Source organism: Methanocalculus sp. MC3 (genome assembly GCF_054767395.1).
In genome coordinates, this window is the sequence record NZ_BAABMP010000001.1 from 588,962 (window position 1) to 613,386 (window position 24,425).

Genomic DNA, 24,425 nt, shown 5'->3' on the forward strand with positions numbered 1-24,425 from the left:
TATCTCAAATCCCAAGAATCTCCATCATGTCAGTGAAGATTCTCTCCTTTTATCAGGATGGGTGTATGGGGTGCCTTGAGCAGGAATCGATTAACGCAGAAGTAGAGGCAGCCCTTTCGGTCTCTATCGAATCGATCAATGCAAAAGAGCAGCCGGATTATATCAGCAGGTATTCGTTGAAGGTGACTCCGACGACGATCATCTTCAGTGATGATCAAGTGGTGGAGAAGGTGGAGGGTGTCCTTCATCAGGAGGAGTTCTCAGCTCTCCTGAAAAAGTATTTATGATCGTTCCCCATAGACACGCTTGATAAAACGAGCTTCAGCATATGATCCGGGCTTTCTGACGACAGCGCCATCCCGGAGCTTGATCCGTGTCACGCGGAACTGCCGGCCCCCGACAGAGGCAATCTCCCCGATAGTATAGACCGTCTCACCCTCGACTTTTTCGTACAGGGGGTAGGTCACCGCCCCTTTGTGAAGGGAGGCACGGATGATCACTGAATCTATGACCCGTGTCCATATACAGGTTATATCACGCGTATTGGCTCTCATTCTGCGCGCAGGCCCGAGTTCGACCCCGGTCACCTCCACACCAAAGATGTCGTCTCCCACATCCGCAACGTACGTATTGCCGACCTCGACGATCTCATCATCGGTCAGTTCAATCGTCCCCTGCCTGGATTCTCCTTCACTGCTGATGATCGCCCGTATCTCAATTACTTTTGGTATTTTTATTGCAGAGCGGTGTATATGGCTGCATTCAGAGCATTGAACTGTGGCAGGCTCACCGTCACGAAGGATCTCATGATCGGTCTCTTCCCCACAGACCGGACATTTTACTGATATCGACATACTCTATTAGATTGTGTGCAGACATCATAAACAATGGAGATCAAAGAAGTGATCACCTGCCATGGACATCCGCATGTCAGGGGCACTCACAGGACCACATTTGAGATCACCTGCGAGGATGAACTCTCTTTGCAGGGCGATTGTATCATCGGGGTATCGGCAGATAAGGGGGCTCTGGATCTTGCCGATGACTTCTGTTCCCTCCTTGCGGATGATCGCGCTATCCTGACAACACACCTTCGGGCAGGAGACACTACCTGTGAGATCAGATCCCGTGGCTCATCGCAGATGACATTCGATCATCCGACCGATCTCGTCTGGCGGAGGAGTGATTTTGTCTGTGGGCGCACTATTGGGATTGGATCGGATTATGTTGCACGGACACTGCCACGCGAACTCATTGAGATCCTCTCTGGCGGGGCGGAGATGATTGTTATTATGACCGCAAGCCGCGAGGAGTGATCGGGATCACTCTTCAGCAATCTCAAGGATGCGGAGTTCAGCCTGTGTCAGGTAGTCTTCACATTTTTTGATCAGTTCAATTCCATCTTTATAGAGCCTGACACTCTCATCGAGGGGAGTATCCGGATCTTCAAGTCTTCGTGTAATATCACGGAGCCGTGTAACCATCTCTTCATACGTCTCTGTCATGGCGTACCTCTGTAATTGTTGCGTCCATCTCACCATCCTGGAGATAGATCGTCACCAAATCACCCTTCGCGAGCAGATTAACCGATCGGATCATCTCTCCATCTGCAAGGATGAGGGCATATCCCCTCCGAAGCGGAGCCCTCAGATCTGCCGATCGGATCTCTGCTGTATACAGGGCAAGATTACTTCTCTGTTGTGCGATCTTTCTGGCTATCGCCTGTTGGAGTCGTTCAAGAAGCTCGGCGGAAGCCTGTTTCATATCGCTGATCCGCCGTTTTATCCTCCGACTCTCTATCCTGAGCCGGATCTCTTCAAGTTCGAGTCCACGTTTCTCCAGACGGTCAAGAATAAGGTTCTGTAGTGCCGATCGTGCTTCAGTATGCTCCCGCAGGAGGGTGACCCGATCGGGCACGATAAGTTCTGCGGCAGCTGACGGTGTCGGCGCCCGCAGATCACTTGCAAGATCGGCAAGTGTCACATCGACCTCGTGCCCGATAGCGGAGACGATGGGGGTTCTGCATGACGCAATCGCCCGGATCACATCCGGATGATTAAATGCAAAGAGGTCTTCAAAACTCCCTCCGCCGCGTGCAACAATGATCACATCCGCATGCCCGTCGATCCGCCGGATTGCCTCTGCAATATCCAGGTGCGCATACTCCCCCTGCACCTGGGTCGGTGAAATGATCAGATCAAGCGGAAACCTTCGGGAGAGGACATTCCTGATATCCTGAAGCACTGCTCCTGTCGGGGACGTAACGACGCCGACACGGAGGGGATACTGCGGGATCGGTTTTTTTGTTTCAGCTGCAAAACAACCTTCTGCTGAAAGTTCACGCTTCCACTGCTCCAGAAGAATGAATTTTCCTCCGGCCCCCGCATGGATTACGCTCTCTCCGATAAACTGGGTCTTGCCATAAGGAGGATAGAAGTCAACATACCCATTCACGATCACATCCATCCCGTTCTCAGGAGGAGGTGATACCCGGACTGCTGATCGTCTCCAGATGACACAGTCGATTGCGGCATCCCCATCGCTGTTCTTCTCTGAGAGGGTGAAGTACATATGTCCTGATGAATGGAGACGGTAGTTTGTTACCTCACCCCTGACCGAAATGCCGCGTAGCAGAGGGGTATCAAGCTCCTCCCTGATGATCCGGGTGAGATCCTGCACTGTGATAACCTCAGGATCGCCTGAAACCAGGGTTGCCTGTTCTTCACCGGGCATAGGAATCTATTTGTGGCGGGATGAGAAGAAACTGCGTATGCTGCGAACCGGTGTATCAAGCATGTTCTTTCATGAATATGCCCTTGCCTCAATCTTCTCCGGTATCCGTGGTGCCGGGCTTGATACGGTTGAGTTCTGGCTCGAAACCCCCTCTTTCTGGACAACCGGCAGGAATATATCTGAACTGAAAAATGCTCTTGACGAATTCCCCTCCCTCTCCCCGGTTACCGTCCATGCTCCCACCCTCGATCTCAATCCGGTTTCAATTAACCCGGAGGTGGCGGCTGTATCGGTTGATGCCGTCTGCTCGGCGATTCTGACAGCAGATGATATCGGGGCAGAGGTGATCACCATCCATCCCGGCAGAAGGACCGCAAAACGTCCCCCGAGCCGGGCGGATATGCATAGGTTTGCAATCTACATGGAGGCAGTTGAGGCAGCGTCACGCGGGCTCTCTGTTGCGGTTGCCATCGAAAATATGGAGCCGAGAATAAACAGCCTCCTCTCAACACCTGAGGCGATGCGGGATGCGCTTGATGAGTACCCGCATCTCTCCTTCACCTTTGACTATGCGCATGCCTGCATCGGGGGGGAGGAGCTGGCTGAAGAGTTCGCCAGGCTGAATTATGATCGGATCAGGAACATCCATGCCAGCTACGGCTCGCCAGAGCTCATGCATGCACCCCTCGGCGGGACAGAAAAAATGGAGGGATTAGTCAGAATTCTTGCATCTGTTGAATATGATGGCCCGGTCATCTTTGAGATCGAGGATCTCGCTCTCCCGGACAGGCTCAGCTACCGGGAGAAGTGTGCACTCATTGCCGGTGAGGCGGAACAATTCCAAAATGCATGGCACAAAGGAGTACATTTATCATTACAGACTTCAATTGATTGATAGATACGAATCGCCTATGAACGATACTTCATCTCAAATCAGCGGTTGGGAGTGAGTGTACCATGGCGGCTGATGGACTTCACTTCATCCTCTTTTTTGTCTGCCTCTTACTCTCTGCTTTTTTTTCGGGTTCAGAAGTGGCCCTGATCGCAATAACGCGGGCAAAAGTAAGAACACTTTTTGCTGAAGGCACGAGAAGTGCCATGGCTCTGGCACTGCTCAAAGAGAATACCGATCACCTGCTGATCACAATCCTGATCGGAAATAACATCGCCAATGTCTCGGCAGCGGCGATTGCAACTGCAATCGCAATCGATTACTTTGGGGATGCGGGAGTTGGGATTGCCACAGGAGTTGTCGTTATCCTGATGCTCGTCATTGGCGAGATCGGGCCAAAGACCTATGCCTCGAAGCGCGTCGATTCATTTGCCCTTTTTGTCGCTCGTCCGATCCTGTTTCTTGAGAAGATATTCTCTCCCATCCTCTGGATCTATGACCGGATCAGGCGGGTGAGCACAACCGATGAGGATCTTTTACTCCAGCACGGGGTCACCGAGGAGGAGATCAAGGAATGGATCGATGTCGGTGAAGAGAGCGGTGTAATCGAAGAGAATGAGCGTGCAATGCTCCATTCCGTCTTCCGCTTCGGTGATACAATTGCACGCGAGGTGATGACTCCCCGGCCCGATGTGGTGATGATTGAGGATTCCACAAACCTGAATGAGGCGCTGGATATCTTCCATGAGACCGGTTTCTCACGCCTGCCTGTGTATCATGGCGAGGGTGAAAACATCATCGGCATCCTGAATGTGAAGGATGTATTCCGGGCGATCCACAGCGGTGTTCCCGATGTTTCTATCCCCGATATGATTCATGATGTCTACTTTGTACCTGAATCCAAGAAGATTGACGATCTCTTAAAAGAGCTCCAGTTCAAGCAGTCTCATCTTGCGATCATCCTCGATGAGTATGGTGTCTTCTCAGGGGTGGTGTCAATCGAGGACATTCTGGAAGAGCTTGTGGGCGACATCCTGGATGAGTTTGATATCGAGGAGGATGAGATTCAGGATATGGGAAACGGCACCTATCTGATAGATGCGCAGGGATGGGTTGAGGATATCAACAATTCCATCCCCATCCCCCTTCCGCTTGAGCCGGATAACTATGAGACGGTCGGGGGCCTCGTCTTCACCCGGCTTGGGAGAATCCCCCATATCGGTGAATCCATCGTCATCCCTGAGGTGAACGGGCGGCTCACGGTCACACAGATGAGGGGGAGGCAGATCCTGAAGGTCAAGCTTACACTCGAATCTCTTCCGGAGAACTGATCAGTATTATCGGTAGAGCCTTCCCATATATTCCCATGAAACGCATCGTCATGCTTGCGTCAGGCCGTGGTTCAAACTTTCAGGCTGTCGCCTCAGCGATAGCGCGAGGCATGATCAATGGGCGGTGTGTAGGGCTGATCGTCGATCGGAGGGAAACGCTGGCTGCTGTCCGTGCAGAGGAGTTCGGGATACCGGTCTTTACCATAGATTATTCCGGATTTTCGACAAAAGGTGAGTACGAAGAGGAAGTTATCAGCACTCTCAGGTCTCTTGCCCCGGATCTTGTGGTCCTCGCAGGGTACATGAAGATCCTGGGATCATCCATTATCAGGGAGTATGCAGGCCGGATCATCAATATCCATCCCTCGCTTCTTCCTTCGTTTCCGGGTCTTGATGCGCAGGGGCAGGCACTTGCATACGGGGTGAAGATCTCCGGCTGCACCGTTCACTTTGTAGATGAAGGAACAGATAGCGGACCGGTGATCCTCCAGAGAGCAGTTCCTGTCCTGGATGATGATGATCCCGGAAGCCTCGCCGAGCGTATCCTTCTTGAAGAGCATATCGCCCTCCCCGAGGCTGTTTCGCTCTTCTGCGAGGATTATCTCCGGATCCTTGGGAGGGCGGTGATCAGGCTGGATTCTGATTTGCATAAAGAGAGATCCCGGAGCGCCTGAGATGGGAGAGAAAAATCGTTTTGGAAATGGAAAGAAGATCGCCCGTGAGCGGATCGAGATCCTCTTTGAGAATGCAACAAAGTGGGCCGATGAAGATTCTGAGCGCTCACGCCGTTGTATCCTGATCGCAAAGAGGATTGCCATGAAACAGAGGATCCGTATCCCGAAGCGATTCCGGCGTTTGTTCTGCGCACACTGCCATTCCCTCCTGAGACCGGGTATTAACTCAAGGATCAGGATTCAGCATGGCAGGGTTATTATGACCTGCCTTGCATGCGGCCAGAGAAAACGCTATCCGGTGGTGAAGCACGATGCCAATAAAGTATGATAAATCAGGAATCCAGACATTAAAGCCGACGATCTGGGTGGGAAAACATGGGGTGACGCCGGAGGTTACCAGTGAGATCCGCGCCCAGCTTGAGGTAAGAGAAATGATTAAGATCAAATGGCTGAAGAATGCCCCGATGGATCCCCTCACAGTGGTGGATGGAACGGGTGGTGTGGTGGTCACAACCCGCGGCAGGACAATGGTCATTGCAAAGAAACGTGGGTAGGCTCCACCTGCCCTGACTCTCCTTTTCATCCAGAAATTTATATCTGCTGTTCCGCCCTATACGTAAAGACTGTTAGTGAACCACAACAGTGAGGAATAGAACATGACTACAGTATTTGATATCCCGGCAGAACTCCTTATCAGGAAGGTTGCAGAGGAACTCAAGGGTAAACCCGAGATCCAGGCACCATCATGGGCAGAGTATGTCAAGACGGGAGTTCATAAGCAGATGCCACCGGAGAACACCGACTGGTGGCATATCCGTGCAGCAGCAGTGCTGCGCCGTGTCTATGTTGATGGACCGGTCGGAGTGGAGAGAATGAGATCAATCTATGGTGGGGCCCAGAACAGGGGTTCCCGCCCATCCCGGTTCAGAAAGGGGAGCGGCTCGATTGCACGGAAACTTTTCCAGCAGCTCGAAGCAGCCGGTCTCCTTGAGAAGGCAACAGGAGGCCGACAGGTCTCGCCAGCCGGCCGATCATTCCTGGATAATGTTGCATACAGCCTCAAAGCAGAGGTTGCAGAAGCAGCACCGGGAATCGGGAAGTATTGAGGTGATGTGTACATGGGAGACGATGAGTTATCTGAACTCCGGCAACGGCGGCTTGCCCAGATGCAACAACAGCAGCAGGCAGAACAGCATGAGGCCCAGCGCCAGCAACAGATTGACCAGCAGGTCCAGATGGTGCTGATGCAGGTTCTTGAGCCAGAAGCACGTGAGCGGTTAAATACAATCAAGCTCACAAAACCTGACTTTGCACGAGGCGTTGAACAGCAGCTTGTCATGCTCGCCCAGCAGGGTCGGCTCTCAAGTACGAAAAAGATCACTGATGCACAGCTCAAAGAGCTCCTCAAACAACTGGTACCGCAAAAAAAGGACTTTAATATCCGAAGGGTATGATGAAGGTCGGAATGCTCTATAGTGGTGGGAAAGATAGTTCTCTTGCTGCCATCCTGCTCTCGCGGGATTATACTGTAGAGCTGAACACGTTCGTATTCAATCCCGATCGGAAGGTTCCTAAAGTCGCGGCGGCGGCAGAGGCTCTGGGTATGCCCTGGAAAAAGAGAACCTTTGCGTCAGGTTTCATTGATGAGGCCATTGGAGTACTCGTTCGGTGTGGGTATCCAAATGAGGCAATCAATGAGATTCACCGACGGTCCCTCTGTGCGCTTGCACAGGAGTATGAGGTGGTCGCCGATGGTACCCGGTTCATGGACCGGGTGCCTATGCTGAACCCGTCTGAGGTGCAGAGCTTTGAAGACAGGATGGGGGTTTCCTATATACGCCCCCTTCTTGGATTTGGAAGGCGTGAGATAACACGCCTTGTGGATCGGATGCTCACCGTAGTCTATGGTGAGACTTCGATGATAGAAAATGGTGATTATGAAGCTGAAATCCGTGAGGAGATGACACTGCGTGGCATCGACTGGAGCGGAATCTTCCCTCTGAATCACCAGCAATCTCTCGTTTGCGGGAGAAGAATAGATCAGGTTGGTGAATACCAATGAGCAAACTGACAAAAGGTCGAAAGATACGAATGGCGAAAGCCACCCAGCAGAACCGGAGGGTTCCGCAATGGGTCATGATCAAAACGAAGCGTGCAGTTGTATCGCATCCAAAGCGGCGCAGCTGGAGACGCAGCAGTCTGAAGGTGTGAGCAATGGTCGAGGCAGAGAAGGAACAGATCTACATCATCCCTCTTCGGGATACAAAACGCGCTCCCAAATGGAAGCGTGCAAAGGTTGCTGTCAAGGATGTCCGGACATACCTGCAGAAGCACATGAAGAGTGAAGACGTCAAACTTGACCGGAGCATCAACGAGAAGATCTGGGAGTGCGGGAGCCAGAAACCCCCATCAAAGATCCGTGTCCGTGCGATAAAATTCTCGGACGGTCAGGTTCAGGCAGAACTTGCCGGGGAGTGAAATGAACTATACCCTGTCCCTCAATGGCGATCCGAATATCGGGGTTTTTGCCCGGGCATTTGAGGAGTTTGCGATTGTTCCCGAAACGGTTCCGGATGAGTTTGCCAATACCATAGCGGAGCTTCTGGATGTTGAGATCGTCCGGACGTTCCTGCAGGGGTCATCCATCATCGGATCGCTCATCACCGGCAACAGCCGGGGTATGGTGGTCTCCGGCATGATAGGGAGTGAGGAGCAGAGGCGGCTTGAGGAGTACGGGGAAGTGCTGCTCATGGATGAGACGATGAATGCCGCTGGCAATTGCATGATGGTCAATGATGAGTTCGCCCTCGTTCACCCTGAGATGCCTGCCAGGCTGATCGACCGGATCAGTGATTTCCTCAAGGTTCCGGTTGAGCGGATGCAGATCGCCGGAATTCCAACCGTTGGAATGGCCGCCGTTGCAACAAATAAAGGCATTCTTCTCTCTCCGCGGGCAACCCCGCAGGAAATCGAACGGGTTGAGTCTTTCACCTCGCTTCCGGTCGGCTGTGGATCCGTCAACATGGGTTCGAATCTGGTTGGAGCAGGTATTCTTGCAAACTCGAAAGGGTTTATTGCAGGCAGCGAGACGACCGGTTTTGAACTCGGACGGATGGAAGATGTATTTGGATTACTACGGTGAGCTGAATGGAGTTAGCAGAATTTGAAATTACAGGTCTGATGAAGATTGGTGATGCATGGAAACCATACACCAAGGTGATTTCAGCACCAAACGAAGCACAGGCGAAAGAGCGGATCTATACTCTCATGGGAAGTAAACACCGCATCGAGAGAAGATTAATCAAAATTGAGAGCATAAAGAGTGTCAATGGCGAGTAAAGAAAGTACTCCGACACCTGAAGAGGAGTTTCAGGCACTTCAGATGTACCTGAATGAGTTTAATCAACAGATTGAACTCTTTTCCCGGCAGTTCCAGTTTATCGAACAGGCGAGGATGGAGATGATCACCTCTATTGAAACCCTCAGGGGACTGAAGGAGACAACAGATGCTGTATCACTCCTTCCGCTTGGCGGGGGCGCTGCCATCCTTGCAAAGGTGATCGATCCCGATTCGGTCCTCGTTTCTATCGGATCTGATATCTCTGTCAGAAAGACCAATGACGAGACCGTCTCCTTTATGCAGGAGCGGATCACCGAGATGGAAGCCCAGGGAAAACGTCTTGCAGAGACGATTCAGAAGCTCCAGGCTCAGGCGGCAGAGGTTGGCGGACGCCTTGAACAGCTGTACCAGGCTGGTCAGGGACAACCTACCGGCCGGAGCTGATGCCGGAGTATGTTTGAAGGCTTAAAAAACAAATTAAGGGATGTCCGGTCACGATTTGGTGCCTCAATCGAGGAGCATATCGAAGAGTCGCCGGCCGTCTCCTCTCCTTCACCGGAGATTCATCCCGGAGAAGAATCTTTTCCCCGGGGAGAACTCATACCGGAGGATCGCCGGACAGGTGAGTTGTCCTGGAAAAGGATTGGAGAACCCGTTCCTGAGACAAAATCCCAGAAAGATGGTTTTTTTTCGAAAGTCAAAACCCTCGTCACGGAACGGGAGTTCATACTGACTGAAAAGGATCTCAATGAGCCGCTCTTTGAACTGGAGATGATCCTTCTTGAGTCGGATGTTGCACTTTCGGTTACCGATGCGATCATCGCCCATATGAGAAGTTCACTTGTCGGGAACCACAGGAAGATCCGGCAGAGCCCTGATGAGATTGTGACTTGCGCCCTGAAGAATGCACTCCGCGAGGTGCTTGGCGAAGGGCTGGATCTTTTAGCCTTCATACGTTCACATGAGAAGCCTGTCAAAATCCTCTTTACGGGCGTCAATGGTACCGGAAAGACAACCTCAATTGCAAAAGTAGGTGCTTTTCTCAGAAGAGAAGGATTCTCTGTCGTCATCGGGGCTGGCGATACCTATCGTGCCGGTGCCATCGAACAGATCCGGGTACATGCCGATCGGCTTGGAATACGGCTTATCCACCACCAGGAGGGAGCAGATCCATCAGCTGTCCTCTTTGATACCGTCGAGTATGCCCGTGCTCATAACGTCGATGTCGTCCTCGCCGATACCGCCGGCAGGTTCCATAACCGTGCGAACCTGATGAGCCAGCTCGAGAAGATCAGGCGTATCTTCAAGCCCGATCTCATATTCTATGTGGATGAGGCAACTGCCGGAAACGATGCGGTTGTCAGGGCAGCCGAATTTGAAAAGACGATCGGGGCGGATGGTGTCATCCTGACGAAGGTTGATATGGATAAGAAGGGCGGATCTGCCATCTCGATCGCCTATACGATCGGAAAGCCCCTCGTCTTCCTGGGTGTCGGCCAGGAGTATGAGGATATCGTCCTCTTCACGCCTGATCTGATCATAAACGAGATATTAGCGGAAGATGCCTGATGCTTGATTCACTCTCAAACTCATTAAAGGATGCTGTAAAGAAGCTCGCAGGAAAAGCTGTCGTTGATCGTGCAGCAGTTGACGAGCTTATCCGTGATCTCCAGCGTGCCCTTATCCAGGCTGATGTGAATGTCAAGCTGGTGATGGCACTCTCGCAATCCATCAAGACCCGTGCACTTGAAGAAGAACCTCCCAAAGGGATGGGGGTTCGGGATCATGTCCTCAGGATCGTCTACCAGGAACTCGTCTCGATGATGGGTCCGGAGACAGAAGTCTCGCTCAGGCCCCAGACAATCCTGATGGCGGGCCTTCAGGGTTCAGGGAAGACAACAACGACCGGAAAACTCTGCCGGTACTTCCAGCGAAAAGGGTTGAAGGTTGGTGCCATCTGCTGTGATAACTTCAGGCCAGGCGCATTTGCCCAGCTCCAGACCCTCTGCCAGAAGATCAATGTCCCGATCTTTGGCGACCCGGAAGAAAAAGATGCCCTGAAGATCGTTAAGGAGGGAATGGCTGCCTTTCGTGATGTCGAGGTGGTCATCGTTGATACAGCCGGGCGGCATGCACTTGAAGATGATCTCATCGAAGAGATCATGCAGATCAATGCCGTTGTCAAAGCCGATCACCGCTGGCTTGTTATCGATGCAGCACTCGGGCAGGGTGCACGCGATCAGGCACGGAGGTTCCATGAAGCAATCGGGATCGATGGCGTTGTCATCACGAAGATGGATGGAACCGCAAAAGGCGGTGGCGCTCTCTCTGCCGTTGCCGAGACGAATTCAAGCATCGTCTTTATTGGTTCAGGCGAAACAATCGACGATCTCGAGCGGTTTGATCCAAATGGGTTCATATCCAGGATGCTCGGGATGGGGGATCTGAAAGCCCTCGTCGAGCGTGCCGAAGAAGTGATGGGTGGGGACGAGCTCGATGTCAATGCGATGATGAAGGGGAAGTTCACACTCAAGGATATGTACAAACAGCTTGAAGCCCTGAATAAAATGGGTCCCCTGAAGCAGGTTCTCTCCATGCTCCCGCTTGGCGGTATGAATGTGCCAAACGAGGTCTATGATGTCACTTCCGTCAAGATGGAACGGTACCGGATCATGATGGATTCGATGACCGATTCCGAGATGGATGACCCTTCGCTCCTTGGTACATCACGAATACACAGGATTGCAATGGGATCGGGCTGCTCTGTCGATGATGTCCGCGAGCTGATAAAATACTATAAGATGATGCAGCGTGCCCTGAAAGGCTTTAAAGGTGGCGGCCGTTTCTCGATGAACCGGATGATGAAGCAGTTTGGCGGCGGGGATAAGCTGGTATAATCTCTCTTTCCCGGGATCTTACCCTCTCTGAACAATTTTCGTAAAGGCTTCTTTTGTAAGCCTTCCCTTCTTTGAAATAACCTTTCTCTTCGGCATTTTTGTCAGGTGTGCAACAAGGACGACACTCTCTTCAAAGAGTTCAAGGCCTCCCTCCTCAAAATCATCGAGATCGATTGTTATGGCAGAAAGCGAATCCGGCAGCCTTCGCGAACAGGGTGCAAGGAGGAGGTCTCCGGATTCTTCTGAAAGCACAATAGCGGGCCTGACTTTTGGTTGATCGCCCGGATAAAAGGAGAATGGTGCCAGGACAACATCTCTTTTTTTGTAAGTACTCATGGATTCTCTCCTCTCTGTCATTGATGCAGGCAGTTCTGCCCTATTCCGTTTCTATTAAGCTGGTGTACATCCATATAGATATGTATAATTGTCCCGGTATGAGACGAGATTCCTCCGGGATGCCATATGGAGCCTGTTATGAGACGATTTGCTATCCTTGGCCATCGTGCCGTCACCGATCCCGGTTTTTCCTTAAATGATATGCCCGGCAGTGCAGGAAGAATGGATGTCCTCTGCCGCTGTGTCAACTCCTCTTTCTTTCTCTCACATGATCTGAGGCGGGATGTTGAATGCTATCTCATCCTGAAGGGAGGCCCAGAGACGACGATCCTCTTCAAAGGAGAGACCGTCAGATCGTTAAATCCTGATGAACGGAGTGCCGGTGCCCTGATCAAAAAAGCGCTTGGAAAGATCTGTGGGTCGGAGTTTATCGAATCCTCTCCCGGTGTTTTCATCAGGCGCGGGGGGCTTGCGAGGCTCTTGTCCGAGTATCCCTTCGCAGTACTTGATGAATCGGGCGGCGATATCCGGACTGTCAGCTCCCTGCCGGAGAACCTTCTCTTATCTGATCATCAGAACTTCACTGAAGAGGAAGAGGCACTGACAGCTGATCTCATGCGACTCTCTGTCGGCCCGCAGGTGCTCCATGCCGACCATACCATCACCATCTACTTAAATGAAGCCGACCGGAGGCTGGCATGAGCGAATTGCTTCCACTTGTCGGATCCATCCTCGAATACGGGGCGATCTGCGATCACTGCCTGGGAAGGCTCTTTGCAAAGCGATCATTCGGGCTCTCCAATGCAGAAAGGGGCCATGCACTCCGTGTAGCCCATGCAATGGATACAAATCAGAGATTTGCCCCCTATGAAGAGGGGACCTGTTTTGTCTGCTCCGATCTCTTCAGGGAGATCGATCTCTGGGCCGGGCGTGTCGCCGGGGCAATAGCGGATATCGATCACGAGACTTTTGTGATCGGAACCCGCGTTCCGCCGATGATGGCCGAGTCAGAAGAGATGCTCTGGAGCGACTTCTCTCTCACCGATCCCGAACCCCTGAAATCCGAGATGAACCGTGAGGTTGGGAAGGCGGTAGGTACTCTCACCGGAAGACGCGGAGATCCGAAGAATCCTGAGGTGACGGTGATCTTAAACATTGCTGAAGAAGCAGTGGAGGTGCAGATCGCCCCGGTCTTCTTCTATGGAAGGTACAAAAAGCTCGAGCGGGGGATCCCCCAGACTCACTGGGATTGCCGCGCATGCCATGGCGCCGGATGTGATGCCTGTGGCGGCACTGGCAAACAGTACCCTGATTCGGTTGAAGAACTGATAGGTCTGCCGACAGTCGGGCTTTTCGGGGCGGAAGGTTTCGTCCTCCATGGTGCAGGGCGTGAGGATATCGATGCACTCATGATCGGTACCGGCCGCCCATTCATCATGGAGGTGCTTGCTCCCCGGCAGCGGAAGGTGGATCTTCCCGCACTTGAGTCTGCCATTAATGCATCGGCATCCGGCAGGGTCGAAGTGGCCCTTTCCCGCTGGAGTAGCAGGCGTGAGGTGGAAACCCTTAAATCGCACAAGGCTCATAAAACATACAGGATTCTGGTCGATATTGAAGGCCATACTTCCCTGGATCTGGTCGAAAAAGCTCTGGAAGCCCTGAATGGGGCGGTGATTCATCAACGCACCCCTCAGCGTGTATCCCATCGGAGAGCAGATCTCATCAGGAAACGTACGGTCGTCGATATCGGGTGTCTTGGGGTTGAGGACGGCCAATATCTGATCCAGGTGGTCGGTGAGGCGGGACTCTACATCAAAGAACTCATATCAGGGGATAATGGGAGAACAACGCCCAGTTTCTCAGAGATCCTCGGCAACCCTGCACGGGTATACACACTTGATGTTGTATCGGTGGAGGGTATGCCGGAGCAAGGAGAGGAGTAATCATGGCACTACATAACGGTCCACGGAAAAAGACTCGATATAAGTTTAAGAAAGCACTCAGAGCACGTGGTCTCCCACCGGTCACCTCGGTTATTCAGGACTTCGAGATGGGGCAGAAGGTTCACATTGTTGTGGAGCCAAGCATTCAGAAAGGCATGCCACACCGGAGATTCCATGGAAAGACAGGCACCGTCATCGGGTCACGGGGACGTGCCTGGGTTCTTGAGGTTCCAGACGGAAATGCGGTGAAGGTTGTCATCGCGAAACCACAACATCTAAAAGCTCAGAAATATTAAATAGACTATATCTGGTGATTGACATGAAAGTTAAGGCATTTGTTAGCGAAGAAAGGGTCACCCTTCCAGAGATCCGTGAGGATCTCCTCCGGATCGAGGCAGCCCGCCTCGAAGCCGGGAGGGAGCTGTCTTACGAGCTGAGGAAGAGCATCGAACATGTCAACCACCTCTCAAAGCTCTCTCCTGAAGCATCAAGAGAACTTCTTGGTGAACTGCTCGCGCTTGAGAAGATGAAACCAGAGATCGCATACAGGATCGTGAATCTGATGCCCCGGAACAGGGATGAACTTCGTGCAATCTATGCAAAAGAACGGTTCACCCTGACTCCTGAAGAGCTGGATGTAATCCTCGATCTGGTTTCAGCTCGGAAATAGGTGGTTTGAGCATGAGAGCGGAGAAGAAAGAGAGTCAAGCGCTAGCGATTGATGTACTTCAACATGGGTATGCGGATGACCCGCGCCCAATCCTGAAGCGCGAGCCTATTGTTCTGGCAGTTGGTGTGGATCAGTTCAAACTTCTAGAGATCATTCCAAAGATCCCGGATATCCAGATTCACGAACTGCTTTATATCGGAGATGGTGAACGGCCGAAGGTCGAGCGTGTGAAACGCAGGCTGAAATATGATGAACTGACCGCGACTGCAAAGCTGGAACTGCCCTATGCAATCGCGAAGATCGTCAGCCAGAACGAGGAGCGGTTTGTTGAGTTCTTTAACAAATCCGTTCCAATCAGCCTGAAGCTGCATATGCTCCATCTCCTTCCCGGAGTCGGGAAGAAGATCCTCACCGAGATACTGGAAGCCCGGCATCGAAGCCCCTTTACAAGCTTTGAGGATATCCGGACACGCATCAAGGCAGTTCCCCATCCTGAGCGGATGATTGCCGATCGGATCCTGGAAGAGCTGATGGATCATGATGTCAAATACCATCTCTTCACATCACGATGAGGGCACGGCACGATCAACATTTTTTGAGTGACGGCTCTGCCATTCTGCGAATCGCAGATGCAGTCCCGATTGCAGGAAGGCGTGTTCTTGAGATTGGTCCCGGAAAAGGGGTGCTTACAGAAGCACTCCTTGAACGGGGTGCAACCGTTCTTGCAGTAGAGCTTGATTCTTCACTAGTCGATCATCTCAGGGATCGTTTCCCGGATCAGATCGAACGGGGAGATCTGATCCTCATCCACGGCGATGCCACCCGGTGTGCCCTGCCAGAGTTTGATATTGTCATCTCCAATCTCCCTTATTCTGCATCATCCCCGATCACCTTCCGGCTGCTCGAGATCGGTTTTGAGGTGGCAGTACTGATGTACCAGTGGGAGTTTGCACGGAAGATGATGACCCCTGCAGGAAACCCCGATACAAGCCGTCTATCGGTGATGGTGCAGACGTATGCGAAGGTGAAGCCGTTATTGGAACTCTCGCCCGAGGCATTCTCGCCCCCTCCTGAAGTCTGGTCGATGGTGGTAAAGATCACGCCGGTTGATCCGGTAGTTGAAATTTCTGATCGGAAGGTGTATGCCGATCTTGTCCGTGCCCTCTTCTCGCAGAGGAGAAAGAAGGTCCGGAACTGCCTAAAGAGTGCTGCGGGTGTCTTTGGGAGAGAGCGGATAGAATCCCTGATCGCATCCCTTGATGACGAGACGCTCTCCCAGAGGCCCGAGAACCTCCCTCTTGAGCGGTTTGCCGAACTTGCGAATGCCCTCTCTGCTGAATAACCGGGAGGAGTGATGTCTCTTCCACAGCCCGAGGTCTACTCCCCTGCCGAGGATACGTTTCTCCTCCTGAATGCAGGCCTCAGGATCATTCGTCCGGGAGACCGGGTGCTTGAGATCGGAACCGGGAGCGGTGAGATCGCCGCTCACCTCCAGGATGCCGGGGCACAGGTGGTTGCAACCGATATCAACCCATTTGCCGCCTCATATGCCCATAGCCGTGGAGTGCCGGTGATCCGGTGCGATCTCTTTGCGGGCATCTGCGGAACCTTTGACCTGATCCTCTTCAATCCCCCGTACCTGCCGACAGCGCCGGATGAGCGGATCGATGACTGGTTTGAGTATGCCCTTGATGGCGGAGAGGATGGCAGGGAGACGATTAAGCGGTTTCTTGCGGATGCTCCTGCATTCCTCTCAAAAAATGGCAGAATCCTCCTTTTGATCTCCTCTCTCACCGGGATCTCCGAGGTCTCAAAACTCTTTGCTGATGCCGGGATGATCACGTTTGTTGTCTCGGAAGAGTCTCATGAAGGAGAGAAGCTTCTCGTCCTCCTCGGAATGAAGGATCTCTGCCGGGTTTAGGATTGTTCTGCCGGGCAGAACCGGCAGAGGGCATAGGGGACATCATCCTCCTTCTCCCTCACCGGGCAGCAGACGACGCCACCCTTCAGCTCCACCTTCATCCCCCCGGGGAACGGGGTGCCGATCGGGTGAGCGGATTCGAAGAGAACAAAGATAAGATAGCCCGTAAGGAGATAGTAGAGGAGCCTCCCCATCGGAGCCATATGGGCATCGCCGGATCGGTCCGGGGCGAGGCATGCCTCCTCCATCATCCGGCAGAAGGTTGCAAAGAGGACAGGATCGGGGATCTCTCCGGGAAGCGTATCGATTCTGCCCTCCCGTTCCATCAGGAGGATCCGGTGGTGCGTCCCGAATACCTGCTCATGAGCTGATGCTGCATATGCCTTCCGGTAGGGGGGAGGCAGGCTCTGGATCTCTCGCCTGAGTGCGGCTGCAATTCTCATCAGGTCATGGGGGGTATAGCGGTGGATCTCTGTTGTGATCAGGCGGGCAAGGCGGGATCTCGTCTCTGATTCAGCGAGTGCGGAGGCAATCCTCCTGATCTCCTCTTCTGCCTCGGAGGGCTTTAGTTCCAGCCGTGAGTGTGTCATATCGCTTTTTTCACCCGATTGCCTCTGGATTATATCAACTGCTCTTTCTTAATCATTAATGGGTAATGATGTGGTAAGGTATCTCTGATCGGAAGAAGTTATATATGGACAAATTGTAAATGTCATTTACAATATGTCCACATCTACTGGAGCTACCAGCCCGATGATCAGGCGGGATGCAGAAGAGAAAGTTCGTGAACTTGCCCGTGGGTTTCCAGCTGTATCGGTGATAGGTCCTCGCCAGTCGGGTAAGACGACGCTGGTAAAGACGGTATTTCCTGATCTGCCCTATGTATTACTGGAAGATCCTGATACCCGTTCATTTGCAGAGGAGGATCCAAGAGGTTTTCTTTCTAATTATGAAGAGTCCGGAGCCATTCTTGATGAGGTGCAGCGGGTTCCAGAGCTCTTCTCCTATCTTCAGGGTGTTCTTGACAGGAATACAAAGCCGGGGCAATTCATCCTGAGCGGCTCCCAGAACTTCCTTATGATGGAGAGGATATCGCAGTCCCTTGCAGGGAGAGTTGGGATCATCAAACTGCTCCCGCTCTCGATGCGGGAGCTTGCCAATGCCGGCATTATACCAAATCGATATGAGAATCTCCTATATGATGGATTATTTCCCCGCCCCTACAGCAGCACAATTCGTCCTGGAGATTTTTATTCGTCATATATCCAGACATATATCGAACGCGATCTTCGCCTCCTGAAACAGGTGCAGAACCTCTCGACATTCCAGACATTCATGAAGATGTGTGCATATCGTTCCGGGCAGGTGATCAACTATTCTTCACTCGCCGATGACTGCGGTATCACCCATAACACGGCAAAAGAATGGCTTTCCCTTCTTGAGACATCGCTCCTCATCTTCTGGTTACGCCCCCACCATAAGAACTTCAATAAACGGCTTGTAAAGAATCCCAAACTCTATTTCACTGATCCGGGACTTGCAGCCCATCTGGCAGGGATACAATCTGCCGATGATATCACGTACCATCCGTTGAAAGGTGGTCTCTTTGAGACTCTGATCATTACGGAATTATTAAAATTCAGGCTGAATCGGGGCAGGGAGTCTACCCTCTACTACTGGCGTGATAAGGCTGGGCATGAAATCGACTGTATTATCGAGTATGCCGGGCAGACGCCCATCCCGGTCGAGATCAAATCCGGAAGAACAGCAAGCGCTGATTATTTCAAGGAGATTACCTACTGGAATACTCTCTCGGGAAATACGCCCGAACAATCATTTGTGTTCTATGGGGGGGATCAGGCGCAGCAGCGGTCCCGGGGGCAGCTGATCGGCTATTCTGATCTGCATCCTCTCCTCAGGTTCCTTGAATAGATGCGATAATGAGGAGGATATTTTGATCTCCGCGCATCCCTCAGGCAGGTGATCGCATCGATTCGAATGTATCTTTAAAAAACGCTCCTGAAGAAGATTCTTCTCTTCTCTGACCTTCATATATATCTCTGTTTTTCAGGGGAAACCTGCTTCCCCACCAGTTCATACAAACTATCCTATATTAAAAAGATCCATATGTATAGCTATGGCCAACGGAATGACTGTTGCTGAGAAGATATTCTCATCGAAGTGCGGCAGGACGATTAGAGCGGGTGACGTGGTCATGGCAGGCATTGACGCTGCGATGATCCATGATATCACCGGACCTCTTGCCATCACCCAGTTTTGGGAGATGGGAGGGGAGCGTGTCTTCGATCCGGAGAAGATTATTCTTCTCTTCGATCACCAGATTCCTGCCGACTCCATTCCGGCGGCAAAGAACCACGTGATGATGCGTGCGTTTGCTGAAGAGCAGGGGATCAAAAACTATGATCTCCGTGAGGGTGTCTGCCATCAGGTTGCTCTCGAGAAGGGGCGGGTTGCCCCCGGCGACATCGTCGTCGGCAGTGATTCGCATACCTGCATGTATGGGGCGGTCGGGGCATTTGCCACCGGAATCGGATCAACTGACATGGGCTTTGCCCTCAAGTACGGTGCCCTCTATTTCCGGGTGCCGGAGACGATCCGGGTGGATGCTGATGGGACGTTTGGCAGGCGGGTCGGCCCAAAGGATCTGATCCTCAGAATGGCCGGGGATATCGGGGCGGATGGCGCCACCTACCGGGCACTTGAGTTTGGGGGATCAGCGTTTTCATCCATGAATATGGCAGGGCGGATGACCTGCGCCAACATGGCGATCGAGATGGGCGGAAAAGCCGGTATTGTCCCACCGGACGCGGTCACGATGGAGTACCTGAAGGACCGGGGCTCATTTGATCCCATTGATATCGCTCCTGATTCCGATGCCGGTTACCTTGAAAAACGGGGATATGATGTATCTGATCTCTCCCCGCAGGTCGCTATCCCCCACAATGTCGATAATGTCGCACCGGTTGAAGAGGTTGCAGGGCGGAAAGTCGACCAGGTTTTCATAGGCTCCTGCACAAACGGGCGGTTTGAGGATATGCAGGAGGCAGCCGAGGTGCTCGGTAATGAGAGCTTCTCTGAGAAGCTCCGGGTGATCATCATCCCGGCATCCCGTGACGAGTACCTCAAGACCCTCAGGGCAGGTCTCATCGAGCGGTTTGTAGAGGCTGGAGCGCTTGTAGAGGCACCCTGCTGCGGCCCCTGTATGGGCGGGGCATTTGGGCTCCTTGCTCCGGGCGAAGTCTCGCTCTCCACCTCGAACCGGAACTTCCGGGGGAGGCAGGGGAGTACTGATGCAGAGGTATACCTCTGTTCACCGGCAACTGCCGCTGCAAGTGCATTGTATGGCGAGATCACCGATCCGAGGGAGGTGTAGTAGATGCGTGTCTGGAAGTTTGGAAATGATATCGATACTGACGCGATCATACCGGGTCGGTTTTTAACGATCTATGATGAGAAAGAGCTTGCATCCCATGCATTTGAGGGAACCCGTGACGAGTTCTCAAAAAAGGCAGCGGCCGGGGATATCATCGTTGCAGGCAGGAACTTCGGATGCGGTTCATCCCGTGAACATGCCCCGCTTGCGATCCGCGGTGCCGGTGTCAGGGTGATCATTGCAGAATCATTTGCCAGGATCTTTTATCGAAATGCGATCAACACCGGCCTTCTGCCGGTGACATCTTCAGCAGCAAAAGAGATCAAGGACGGAGCGGTCATCTCTGTCGATACTGCGGAAGGTTATATCGAATCAGATGGGAAGCGGTATCCGATCGATCCGGTTCCCGAATTCCTCCTTGAGATCATCAGGGCAGGCGGACTTGTAGAATATGCACGGGCACACCCGGAGGTAAAGACATGCACAGAATAGCAGCAATCGGAGGAGATGGGATTGGTCCTGAGATCATTGAAGCAGGCAGGGCCGTCCTTGATGCAGCAGGTGAAAAGTATAATTTCGATATCGACTGGGTCGATTTTGATATCGGGTCCGAGCGGTACCTCAGAACGGGCGAACTCCTCACCGAAGAGGATATTGCAGGGCTTGAATCCTGCGACTCGATCTACTTTGGTGCGATCGGCGATGACCGGGTAAAGCCGGGGATCATCGAGAAAGGAATCCTCCTTGCGCTCCGTTTCCATTTTGACCAGTATATCAACCTGCGCCCGATCCAGCTTCTTCATGGTGTCCAGACACCGCTTGCCAACAAGACGCCTGATGATATCAACTTCCTGGTTGTCCGGGAGAATACCGAGGACTTCTATGTCGGGATCGGATCCCGGTTCAAGGGTTCAGAGAAGACGAGCCTTGAAGTGATCAGAAACCTCTATTCCATAAAATTTGGGATCGATGTCGAGAGTGATGCCGAGGAGATTGCTTACCAGATCGGCTTAATCAGCCGTGAAGGTGCAGAACGGGTGATCCGGTATGCATTTGAACGGGCAGCGGATCGGGGGAAGAAGTGTTCGTCGGTTGATAAGGCAAATGTCCTCTCGGATATCTACGGACTCTGGCGCGAGGTCTACACCGAGGTCTCAAAGGGATACCCGGATGTAGAGACCGAATTCACCTTCGTTGATGCGGTCACGATGTGGTTTGTCAAGAATCCCGAATGGTTTGACGTGGTTGTCACCCCGAATATGTTTGGTGATATCGTCACCGATCTCGGCGCTATGATCCAGGGCGGCCTTGGTCTTGCACCAGGAGGCAACATCAACCCTGACGGGATCTCGATGTTCGAGCCGATCCACGGATCTGCACCCAAGTACAAGGGTATGAATGTCGCAAACCCCCTGGCAACAATCTGGGCGGGCTCCCTCCTCCTGGATTCGCTTGGCGAGAAAGAGGCAGCAAATGCTGTCTTAAAAGGTATTGAGTCCTCTATTGTGGCAGGGCATGTCACAAAAGATATGGGTGGCTCCCAGTCGACGAGCAGTGTCGGCGACTGGATAGCTGGCAAAATCAGGTCCGGCGAGTAAACAGAACAAAGGCAACCCCAAGCAGGATGCCGGAGATCACCACTGCGGTGGATCCGGCACTCTGTTCAGGTGCTGTCGGGAGTGGTGCTGTCGGGAGTGCTACTGTCATAACCTGATCAGGTACTCGAACCGGTTCAAGGGTTGTTGAAACGCTGCTCGTCTTTCCTGAATCAACTGCAACAAGTTCGGAATAGGACTGGTAATTCTCTTTTTGAAGATTGATCAGGTGAAGGCCGAGATCTGCCCGTGAGATGATGTAGGATCCCTCAGCATCTGTTGTGCCGACGAAGTTCTGGTTCTGGAAAATACTTGTGCCGGGATCCGAGGTAATGACAATACTGCCATATTCCCGGAATTGTGTTCCTGTGCGTGCGAGAACTGCATGCACCCTGACTGTCTCCTGGGGCATGATGTAGGCAACACCGTTCCAGTTCTGATAACTGCCGGCTTTTTTCAGCTGAAATCTCATCATGCCTGCACGCAGGTCAGTGACGGTGAGGGGGGTATAGCCGCGAAAGACATTGGTGATATAAACCTCTGCACCATCTGGCTCTGAAGTGATCTGAATCGTTCCGGTCGGCTCTGCCGAAGCAGGCGAAATACAGAGGGCAAGGCAGAGAAGCCCTCCAAGAATCAGGATAGATGTCCGGATCTGCATAGCATGCTATACTCGTCCTGTGATCTAGATAATAGTTCGTCCCGAAGGGTACCTGACTGCCATTCCTTCATCTGTCCGGAGAACCGTTCCTCCGGAGAGAGCGAAGGCTTTACTGAGGTACCTCAGCTGCCTGGTGTCCGGGAGAGTATCGCCGGTTGAAAGGGTGATCTGTACGGTCTCCTCATCAATTTTCTTGAAGGTGATTGCCATCAGATCAACGCCATAGGCAGCATACCGGGTGATCAGGGTGAGGGCGGCGCGTTCAAACCTGATTGGATCCATGATGGCGCTGAGGTTTTCATCAGTGGCGCAGACAGTGACGGCTCCCTCGTTCACAACCTGTACCCTCCCCATACGGAGTGCAAGAGCGGCAGCAAAATCATCATCGGATGCAGACTCAAGCAGCTGATCGGCATGACGTGGATCAAGCGAATCGACAACAGCCCGGCAGAGAACACAGGGATTACAGTCTTTCAGGGTTGCAACAGGCCGAAATCCACGGAAAAGAGTCATATAATCGTTGATCAGCTCGTCAAGGTGATCGATGAGCCAGGGTTCGATCACAGCACCAAGGCCCCCCCGATCAATGAGCCGTTCAATTTTCCCTGCGATATTTGCGGCATTCAGTGCAAGCAGAATGGGTTGATGGGCACCCTGCCGGTATTCTTCGGCAAAACTGTTGTATCTGGCAAGCAGATCATCAACCGCTGCACAATCAAGAACTGATGAGATCTCTCCGGCAGATGCTCCTTCCTCAAGCTCTGCAAGCATATGAGAAACAAATGCGATCCTGCCTGAGATGATCGTGAGAGTTTCATCGATCTCCGCCATCAGATCCTCAGCAAAGAGCGCTGTCTCCTTCATCCTCTCGGGTGTGAAGGTCTCGATCCCGCTTAGTTTCTCGACCTGCCTGAGAACAAGATCTATGCTCCTGATTGCATCGGCTGAAGGGATTGGGTTTCCATGGCCCGAGTAGCAGACTGTAATATTCTCTCCGCAAATCATCTGTCTGATCCCGATGAGGGAATGAAGCAGATCATCACGTGAATAGCCGACTATTCCTGCAACACCGGGAGATCCTGCAAAGAGCGTATCTCCAATGAAGAGTCTGTCCCCGATCCTGTAACAGATACAATCCGGGCTGTGTCCGGGTGTATGATAGGCGGTGATCTCAAGATCCCCTGAGAATGGTATTGTCTCTTCAGAAAGGCCGTACCTTCCGGTCTCCTGATTCCCGGAGAAGAGGGGATTCCCAAGGAGTGTCGGCGATAATCTCTTCCCAAGGAGTGTTGCCTGGGTGACTCCGTAATCTTCTGTTTTCAGGGCTTCGACACCTGATACATGCGAATAGGCGCGGTCTGCAAACAATGAGAGTTCGGGGTGGCTGACGAGTGAATGGCAGTGATCCATATGGGTATGTGTCAGCAGGATGCCGGTTAACTGCCGGTTTTCAGGGAGATCGGATATGACGGAGAGGATTGTATCTGCCTGCCCCGGGATTGCACCGGGGTCGATCAGGATCAGATCGTCTTCTGATCCGATGAGGTAAGAGTTTGATGAGAGGATATCGATCTTCCTGATCATCGGGTAGAAGGAGAGATCCCCGTCACCTGATAACCGGCTCCATCCTCTCAAATCCATTCTTCACCGGTGATGCGCAACTGCATCGGTTACGGTCTTCTCGATGGTAAAAATTGATGTAAACCCGGTCAGCCGGAATATCTTCTCGACTTCTGTCCTGAGACCGCAGAGGATCACATGGCGCCCTGATCCCTTCAGTTCTTTCTCGATAACAAGCAGTATGCGGAGCCCCCCGCTGCTGATATATTCGAGACCGTCACAGTTCACAATTACGTTTCTTTCCTGTTCCCCGGCAAATGATCTGAGGATATTCTCTGCCTCTGGTGCGGTTGTCGAATCAATTCTTCCAAAAAGATTCGCATGCCTGACACCCCCTGTCTCTGCTATGGTAATCTCCATCATTAATATCCACGCTCTGTATCTGATAGGAGTTGAAAGGTAAAAACGTTATATTCTT

Annotated in this window: 36 protein-coding genes; 28 read left to right on the plus strand and 8 right to left on the minus strand. The window is 52.4% G+C overall.

The features are described 5' to 3' along the window. The first annotated feature begins 26 nt into the window (after window positions 1–26). The gene (locus tag ACYUBO_RS03045; protein WP_300331283.1) at window positions 27–287 is read left to right on the plus strand and encodes a thioredoxin domain-containing protein; all 261 of its coding nucleotides are present in this window, start codon (window positions 27–29) and stop codon (window positions 285–287) included. Here the strand turns inward: ACYUBO_RS03045 and ACYUBO_RS03050 are convergent. Then, window positions 282–854, minus strand: a complete 573-nt coding sequence (locus ACYUBO_RS03050; RefSeq protein WP_460372272.1) for an HVO_0476 family zinc finger protein — start codon at window positions 852–854, stop codon at window positions 282–284. The two genes, ACYUBO_RS03045 and ACYUBO_RS03050, sit on opposite strands and share 6 nt — an antisense overlap. A gap of 33 nt (window positions 855–887) precedes the next feature. Between ACYUBO_RS03050 and ACYUBO_RS03055 the strand changes: the two genes are divergently transcribed. Then, a complete protein-coding gene (locus ACYUBO_RS03055; protein ID WP_460372274.1) occupies window positions 888–1,316 on the plus strand; it encodes a DUF371 domain-containing protein in 429 nt (142 codons plus the stop codon). A 6-nt stretch (window positions 1,317–1,322) separates the two neighbouring features. On the opposite strand, the gene xseB is transcribed toward ACYUBO_RS03055, so the two are convergent. Beyond that, a complete protein-coding gene (gene xseB / locus ACYUBO_RS03060) occupies window positions 1,323–1,505 on the minus strand; it encodes an exodeoxyribonuclease VII small subunit (RefSeq protein WP_300331277.1) in 183 nt (60 codons plus the stop codon). Beyond that, window positions 1,489–2,733: an exodeoxyribonuclease VII large subunit gene (xseA, locus tag ACYUBO_RS03065; protein ID WP_460372276.1), complete on the minus strand. Its 1,245-nt coding sequence runs from the start codon at window positions 2,731–2,733 to the stop codon at window positions 1,489–1,491. The genes xseB and xseA overlap by 17 nt, the downstream gene beginning before the upstream one ends. 37 nt (window positions 2,734–2,770) lie before the next feature. On the opposite strand from xseA, the gene ACYUBO_RS03070 reads away from it, so the two are divergent. The 15 genes from ACYUBO_RS03070 (at window position 2,771) to ACYUBO_RS03140 (ending at window position 11,867) form a co-directional block, all read left to right on the plus strand. Next, on the plus strand, window positions 2,771–3,628 hold the full coding sequence (locus ACYUBO_RS03070) for a sugar phosphate isomerase/epimerase family protein (RefSeq protein WP_460372278.1): 858 nt from the start codon (window positions 2,771–2,773) through the stop codon (window positions 3,626–3,628). Window positions 3,629–3,690: 62 nt separating this feature from the next. After that, on the plus strand, window positions 3,691–4,956 hold the full coding sequence (locus tag ACYUBO_RS03075; protein WP_460372280.1) for a hemolysin family protein: 1,266 nt from the start codon (window positions 3,691–3,693) through the stop codon (window positions 4,954–4,956). 35 nt (window positions 4,957–4,991) lie between these two features. Further along, window positions 4,992–5,630, plus strand: coding sequence for a phosphoribosylglycinamide formyltransferase (gene purN, locus ACYUBO_RS03080; protein ID WP_460372282.1), 639 nt, complete (start codon window positions 4,992–4,994; stop codon window positions 5,628–5,630). Between the two features lies 1 nt (window position 5,631). Next, entirely contained in the window at window positions 5,632–5,958 is a 327-nt protein-coding gene (locus ACYUBO_RS03085; protein WP_460372283.1) for a ribonuclease P protein component 4, read from the plus strand. Beyond that, the gene (locus ACYUBO_RS03090; RefSeq protein WP_460372285.1) at window positions 5,942–6,184 is read left to right on the plus strand and encodes a YhbY family RNA-binding protein; all 243 of its coding nucleotides are present in this window, start codon (window positions 5,942–5,944) and stop codon (window positions 6,182–6,184) included. Before ACYUBO_RS03085 ends, ACYUBO_RS03090 begins: the two co-directional genes overlap by 17 nt. 102 nt (window positions 6,185–6,286) lie before the next feature. Continuing rightward, entirely contained in the window at window positions 6,287–6,736 is a 450-nt protein-coding gene (locus ACYUBO_RS03095; protein WP_300328747.1) for a 30S ribosomal protein S19e, read from the plus strand. A 12-nt stretch (window positions 6,737–6,748) separates the two neighbouring features. Further along, window positions 6,749–7,084, plus strand: coding sequence for a DNA-binding protein (locus tag ACYUBO_RS03100; protein ID WP_300328743.1), 336 nt, complete (start codon window positions 6,749–6,751; stop codon window positions 7,082–7,084). Further along, window positions 7,081–7,692 carry a DUF7411 family protein gene (locus ACYUBO_RS03105; protein ID WP_460372287.1) on the plus strand — a complete coding sequence of 204 codons (612 nt, stop codon included), beginning with the start codon at window positions 7,081–7,083 and terminating at the stop codon, window positions 7,690–7,692. The genes ACYUBO_RS03100 and ACYUBO_RS03105 overlap by 4 nt, the downstream gene beginning before the upstream one ends. After that, window positions 7,689–7,841 (plus strand): 50S ribosomal protein L39e, encoded by a 153-nt coding sequence (locus tag ACYUBO_RS03110; RefSeq protein WP_255331977.1) that lies wholly within the window; start codon window positions 7,689–7,691, stop codon window positions 7,839–7,841. Before ACYUBO_RS03105 ends, ACYUBO_RS03110 begins: the two co-directional genes overlap by 4 nt. A gap of 3 nt (window positions 7,842–7,844) precedes the next feature. After that, window positions 7,845–8,108, plus strand: a complete 264-nt coding sequence (locus ACYUBO_RS03115) for a 50S ribosomal protein L31e (RefSeq protein WP_300328734.1) — start codon at window positions 7,845–7,847, stop codon at window positions 8,106–8,108. A 1-nt stretch (window position 8,109) separates the two neighbouring features. Next, window positions 8,110–8,772 (plus strand): translation initiation factor IF-6, encoded by a 663-nt coding sequence (locus ACYUBO_RS03120; RefSeq protein ID WP_300328730.1) that lies wholly within the window; start codon window positions 8,110–8,112, stop codon window positions 8,770–8,772. A gap of 5 nt (window positions 8,773–8,777) precedes the next feature. Next, window positions 8,778–8,969: a 50S ribosomal protein L18Ae gene (rpl18a, locus tag ACYUBO_RS03125; protein ID WP_300328725.1), complete on the plus strand. Its 192-nt coding sequence runs from the start codon at window positions 8,778–8,780 to the stop codon at window positions 8,967–8,969. Beyond that, the gene (gene pfdA, locus ACYUBO_RS03130; RefSeq protein ID WP_300328722.1) at window positions 8,959–9,414 is read left to right on the plus strand and encodes a prefoldin subunit alpha; all 456 of its coding nucleotides are present in this window, start codon (window positions 8,959–8,961) and stop codon (window positions 9,412–9,414) included. Before rpl18a ends, pfdA begins: the two co-directional genes overlap by 11 nt. A 9-nt stretch (window positions 9,415–9,423) precedes the next feature. Continuing rightward, window positions 9,424–10,539: a signal recognition particle-docking protein FtsY gene (ftsY, locus tag ACYUBO_RS03135; RefSeq protein WP_460372290.1), complete on the plus strand. Its 1,116-nt coding sequence runs from the start codon at window positions 9,424–9,426 to the stop codon at window positions 10,537–10,539. Beyond that, the gene (locus tag ACYUBO_RS03140) at window positions 10,539–11,867 is read left to right on the plus strand and encodes a signal recognition particle protein Srp54 (RefSeq protein WP_300328714.1); all 1,329 of its coding nucleotides are present in this window, start codon (window positions 10,539–10,541) and stop codon (window positions 11,865–11,867) included. Before ftsY ends, ACYUBO_RS03140 begins: the two co-directional genes overlap by 1 nt. Before the next feature lie 18 nt (window positions 11,868–11,885). Here ACYUBO_RS03140 and ACYUBO_RS03145 read toward each other — a convergent pair whose 3' ends face one another. Beyond that, window positions 11,886–12,203 carry a type II toxin-antitoxin system PemK/MazF family toxin gene (locus ACYUBO_RS03145; RefSeq protein ID WP_300328711.1) on the minus strand — a complete coding sequence of 106 codons (318 nt, stop codon included), beginning with the start codon at window positions 12,201–12,203 and terminating at the stop codon, window positions 11,886–11,888. A gap of 138 nt (window positions 12,204–12,341) precedes the next feature. On the opposite strand from ACYUBO_RS03145, the gene trmY reads away from it, so the two are divergent. The 7 genes from trmY to ACYUBO_RS03180 are packed head-to-tail and all read left to right on the plus strand — an operon-like array spanning window position 12,342 to window position 16,737. Beyond that, complete coding sequence (gene trmY, locus ACYUBO_RS03150; protein ID WP_460372433.1) at window positions 12,342–12,905, plus strand: tRNA (pseudouridine(54)-N(1))-methyltransferase TrmY; 564 nt, start codon at window positions 12,342–12,344, stop codon at window positions 12,903–12,905. Further along, window positions 12,902–14,146, plus strand: coding sequence for a tRNA pseudouridine(54/55) synthase Pus10 (locus tag ACYUBO_RS03155; RefSeq protein ID WP_460372293.1), 1,245 nt, complete (start codon window positions 12,902–12,904; stop codon window positions 14,144–14,146). The genes trmY and ACYUBO_RS03155 overlap by 4 nt, the downstream gene beginning before the upstream one ends. 2 nt (window positions 14,147–14,148) lie before the next feature. Further along, a complete protein-coding gene (locus ACYUBO_RS03160; RefSeq protein ID WP_300328704.1) occupies window positions 14,149–14,442 on the plus strand; it encodes a 50S ribosomal protein L21e in 294 nt (97 codons plus the stop codon). 23 nt (window positions 14,443–14,465) lie between these two features. Continuing rightward, entirely contained in the window at window positions 14,466–14,816 is a 351-nt protein-coding gene (locus ACYUBO_RS03165; protein ID WP_300328702.1) for an RNA polymerase Rpb4 family protein, read from the plus strand. 11 nt (window positions 14,817–14,827) lie between these two features. Then, window positions 14,828–15,388, plus strand: a complete 561-nt coding sequence (locus ACYUBO_RS03170) for a DUF655 domain-containing protein (RefSeq protein WP_300328699.1) — start codon at window positions 14,828–14,830, stop codon at window positions 15,386–15,388. A 23-nt stretch (window positions 15,389–15,411) separates the two neighbouring features. Continuing rightward, window positions 15,412–16,158, plus strand: a complete 747-nt coding sequence (gene rsmA / locus ACYUBO_RS03175; RefSeq protein ID WP_460372295.1) for a 16S rRNA (adenine(1518)-N(6)/adenine(1519)-N(6))-dimethyltransferase RsmA — start codon at window positions 15,412–15,414, stop codon at window positions 16,156–16,158. A 12-nt stretch (window positions 16,159–16,170) separates the two neighbouring features. Next, complete coding sequence (locus ACYUBO_RS03180; RefSeq protein WP_460372297.1) at window positions 16,171–16,737, plus strand: HemK2/MTQ2 family protein methyltransferase; 567 nt, start codon at window positions 16,171–16,173, stop codon at window positions 16,735–16,737. Here the strand turns inward: ACYUBO_RS03180 and ACYUBO_RS03185 are convergent. Next, a complete protein-coding gene (locus ACYUBO_RS03185; RefSeq protein ID WP_460372299.1) occupies window positions 16,734–17,327 on the minus strand; it encodes a DUF2115 domain-containing protein in 594 nt (197 codons plus the stop codon). The two genes, ACYUBO_RS03180 and ACYUBO_RS03185, sit on opposite strands and share 4 nt — an antisense overlap. A gap of 133 nt (window positions 17,328–17,460) precedes the next feature. Here ACYUBO_RS03185 and ACYUBO_RS03190 point away from each other — a divergent pair, with 133 nt between their 5' ends. From ACYUBO_RS03190 to ACYUBO_RS03205, 4 genes are all read left to right on the plus strand, one after another. Continuing rightward, entirely contained in the window at window positions 17,461–18,669 is a 1,209-nt protein-coding gene (locus ACYUBO_RS03190; protein ID WP_460372301.1) for an ATP-binding protein, read from the plus strand. 205 nt (window positions 18,670–18,874) lie between these two features. Next, the gene (locus ACYUBO_RS03195) at window positions 18,875–20,131 is read left to right on the plus strand and encodes a 3-isopropylmalate dehydratase large subunit (protein ID WP_460372303.1); all 1,257 of its coding nucleotides are present in this window, start codon (window positions 18,875–18,877) and stop codon (window positions 20,129–20,131) included. Window positions 20,132–20,134: 3 nt separating this feature from the next. After that, window positions 20,135–20,623, plus strand: a complete 489-nt coding sequence (locus tag ACYUBO_RS03200; protein WP_460372305.1) for a 3-isopropylmalate dehydratase small subunit — start codon at window positions 20,135–20,137, stop codon at window positions 20,621–20,623. Then, window positions 20,611–21,729, plus strand: coding sequence for an isocitrate/isopropylmalate dehydrogenase family protein (locus ACYUBO_RS03205; RefSeq protein WP_460372307.1), 1,119 nt, complete (start codon window positions 20,611–20,613; stop codon window positions 21,727–21,729). Before ACYUBO_RS03200 ends, ACYUBO_RS03205 begins: the two co-directional genes overlap by 13 nt. Here ACYUBO_RS03205 and ACYUBO_RS03210 read toward each other — a convergent pair. From ACYUBO_RS03210 to ACYUBO_RS03220, 3 genes are read right to left on the minus strand one after another with little or no spacing between them, the layout of a single operon-like run. Beyond that, window positions 21,713–22,387: a PEGA domain-containing protein gene (locus ACYUBO_RS03210; protein WP_300334781.1), complete on the minus strand. Its 675-nt coding sequence runs from the start codon at window positions 22,385–22,387 to the stop codon at window positions 21,713–21,715. The two genes, ACYUBO_RS03205 and ACYUBO_RS03210, sit on opposite strands and share 17 nt — an antisense overlap. A gap of 24 nt (window positions 22,388–22,411) precedes the next feature. Beyond that, complete coding sequence (locus ACYUBO_RS03215) at window positions 22,412–24,028, minus strand: MBL fold metallo-hydrolase (protein WP_460372308.1); 1,617 nt, start codon at window positions 24,026–24,028, stop codon at window positions 22,412–22,414. 3 nt (window positions 24,029–24,031) lie between these two features. Then, window positions 24,032–24,370: an STAS domain-containing protein gene (locus ACYUBO_RS03220; protein WP_460372310.1), complete on the minus strand. Its 339-nt coding sequence runs from the start codon at window positions 24,368–24,370 to the stop codon at window positions 24,032–24,034. Between the last annotated feature and the right edge of the window lie 55 nt (window positions 24,371–24,425).

Excerpts from the sequence above, each read along its gene's own strand:
- ACYUBO_RS03215 (WP_460372308.1), bottom strand. The coding sequence starts at position 24,028 with ATGGATTTGAGAGGATGGAGCCGGTTATCAGGTGACGGGGATCTCTCC.
- ftsY (WP_460372290.1), top strand. The coding sequence starts at position 9,424 with ATGTTTGAAGGCTTAAAAAACAAATTAAGGGATGTCCGGTCACGATTT.
- ACYUBO_RS03165 (WP_300328702.1), top strand. The coding sequence starts at position 14,466 with ATGAAAGTTAAGGCATTTGTTAGCGAAGAAAGGGTCACCCTTCCAGAG.
- ACYUBO_RS03110 (WP_255331977.1), top strand. The coding sequence starts at position 7,689 with ATGAGCAAACTGACAAAAGGTCGAAAGATACGAATGGCGAAAGCCACC.
- ACYUBO_RS03070 (WP_460372278.1), top strand. The coding sequence starts at position 2,771 with ATGCTGCGAACCGGTGTATCAAGCATGTTCTTTCATGAATATGCCCTT.
- ACYUBO_RS03095 (WP_300328747.1), top strand. The coding sequence starts at position 6,287 with ATGACTACAGTATTTGATATCCCGGCAGAACTCCTTATCAGGAAGGTT.
- ACYUBO_RS03195 (WP_460372303.1), top strand. The coding sequence starts at position 18,875 with ATGGCCAACGGAATGACTGTTGCTGAGAAGATATTCTCATCGAAGTGC.
- ACYUBO_RS03050 (WP_460372272.1), bottom strand. The coding sequence starts at position 854 with ATGTCGATATCAGTAAAATGTCCGGTCTGTGGGGAAGAGACCGATCAT.
- ACYUBO_RS03120 (WP_300328730.1), top strand. The coding sequence starts at position 8,110 with ATGAACTATACCCTGTCCCTCAATGGCGATCCGAATATCGGGGTTTTT.
- ACYUBO_RS03045 (WP_300331283.1), top strand. The coding sequence starts at position 27 with ATGTCAGTGAAGATTCTCTCCTTTTATCAGGATGGGTGTATGGGGTGC.
- rpl18a (WP_300328725.1), top strand. The coding sequence starts at position 8,778 with ATGGAGTTAGCAGAATTTGAAATTACAGGTCTGATGAAGATTGGTGAT.
- ACYUBO_RS03090 (WP_460372285.1), top strand. The coding sequence starts at position 5,942 with ATGCCAATAAAGTATGATAAATCAGGAATCCAGACATTAAAGCCGACG.
- xseA (WP_460372276.1), bottom strand. The coding sequence starts at position 2,733 with ATGCCCGGTGAAGAACAGGCAACCCTGGTTTCAGGCGATCCTGAGGTT.
- pfdA (WP_300328722.1), top strand. The coding sequence starts at position 8,959 with ATGGCGAGTAAAGAAAGTACTCCGACACCTGAAGAGGAGTTTCAGGCA.
- ACYUBO_RS03115 (WP_300328734.1), top strand. The coding sequence starts at position 7,845 with ATGGTCGAGGCAGAGAAGGAACAGATCTACATCATCCCTCTTCGGGAT.
- ACYUBO_RS03145 (WP_300328711.1), bottom strand. The coding sequence starts at position 12,203 with ATGAGTACTTACAAAAAAAGAGATGTTGTCCTGGCACCATTCTCCTTT.
- ACYUBO_RS03100 (WP_300328743.1), top strand. The coding sequence starts at position 6,749 with ATGGGAGACGATGAGTTATCTGAACTCCGGCAACGGCGGCTTGCCCAG.
- ACYUBO_RS03220 (WP_460372310.1), bottom strand. The coding sequence starts at position 24,370 with ATGATGGAGATTACCATAGCAGAGACAGGGGGTGTCAGGCATGCGAAT.
- ACYUBO_RS03155 (WP_460372293.1), top strand. The coding sequence starts at position 12,902 with ATGAGCGAATTGCTTCCACTTGTCGGATCCATCCTCGAATACGGGGCG.
- ACYUBO_RS03140 (WP_300328714.1), top strand. The coding sequence starts at position 10,539 with ATGCTTGATTCACTCTCAAACTCATTAAAGGATGCTGTAAAGAAGCTC.
- ACYUBO_RS03075 (WP_460372280.1), top strand. The coding sequence starts at position 3,691 with ATGGCGGCTGATGGACTTCACTTCATCCTCTTTTTTGTCTGCCTCTTA.
- ACYUBO_RS03205 (WP_460372307.1), top strand. The coding sequence starts at position 20,611 with ATGCACAGAATAGCAGCAATCGGAGGAGATGGGATTGGTCCTGAGATC.
- ACYUBO_RS03180 (WP_460372297.1), top strand. The coding sequence starts at position 16,171 with ATGTCTCTTCCACAGCCCGAGGTCTACTCCCCTGCCGAGGATACGTTT.
- ACYUBO_RS03190 (WP_460372301.1), top strand. The coding sequence starts at position 17,461 with ATGTCCACATCTACTGGAGCTACCAGCCCGATGATCAGGCGGGATGCA.
- ACYUBO_RS03085 (WP_460372283.1), top strand. The coding sequence starts at position 5,632 with ATGGGAGAGAAAAATCGTTTTGGAAATGGAAAGAAGATCGCCCGTGAG.
- ACYUBO_RS03105 (WP_460372287.1), top strand. The coding sequence starts at position 7,081 with ATGATGAAGGTCGGAATGCTCTATAGTGGTGGGAAAGATAGTTCTCTT.
- ACYUBO_RS03210 (WP_300334781.1), bottom strand. The coding sequence starts at position 22,387 with ATGCAGATCCGGACATCTATCCTGATTCTTGGAGGGCTTCTCTGCCTT.
- xseB (WP_300331277.1), bottom strand. The coding sequence starts at position 1,505 with ATGACAGAGACGTATGAAGAGATGGTTACACGGCTCCGTGATATTACA.
- purN (WP_460372282.1), top strand. The coding sequence starts at position 4,992 with ATGAAACGCATCGTCATGCTTGCGTCAGGCCGTGGTTCAAACTTTCAG.
- ACYUBO_RS03200 (WP_460372305.1), top strand. The coding sequence starts at position 20,135 with ATGCGTGTCTGGAAGTTTGGAAATGATATCGATACTGACGCGATCATA.
- ACYUBO_RS03160 (WP_300328704.1), top strand. The coding sequence starts at position 14,149 with ATGGCACTACATAACGGTCCACGGAAAAAGACTCGATATAAGTTTAAG.
- ACYUBO_RS03170 (WP_300328699.1), top strand. The coding sequence starts at position 14,828 with ATGAGAGCGGAGAAGAAAGAGAGTCAAGCGCTAGCGATTGATGTACTT.
- trmY (WP_460372433.1), top strand. The coding sequence starts at position 12,342 with ATGAGACGATTTGCTATCCTTGGCCATCGTGCCGTCACCGATCCCGGT.
- ACYUBO_RS03055 (WP_460372274.1), top strand. The coding sequence starts at position 888 with ATGGAGATCAAAGAAGTGATCACCTGCCATGGACATCCGCATGTCAGG.
- ACYUBO_RS03185 (WP_460372299.1), bottom strand. The coding sequence starts at position 17,327 with ATGACACACTCACGGCTGGAACTAAAGCCCTCCGAGGCAGAAGAGGAG.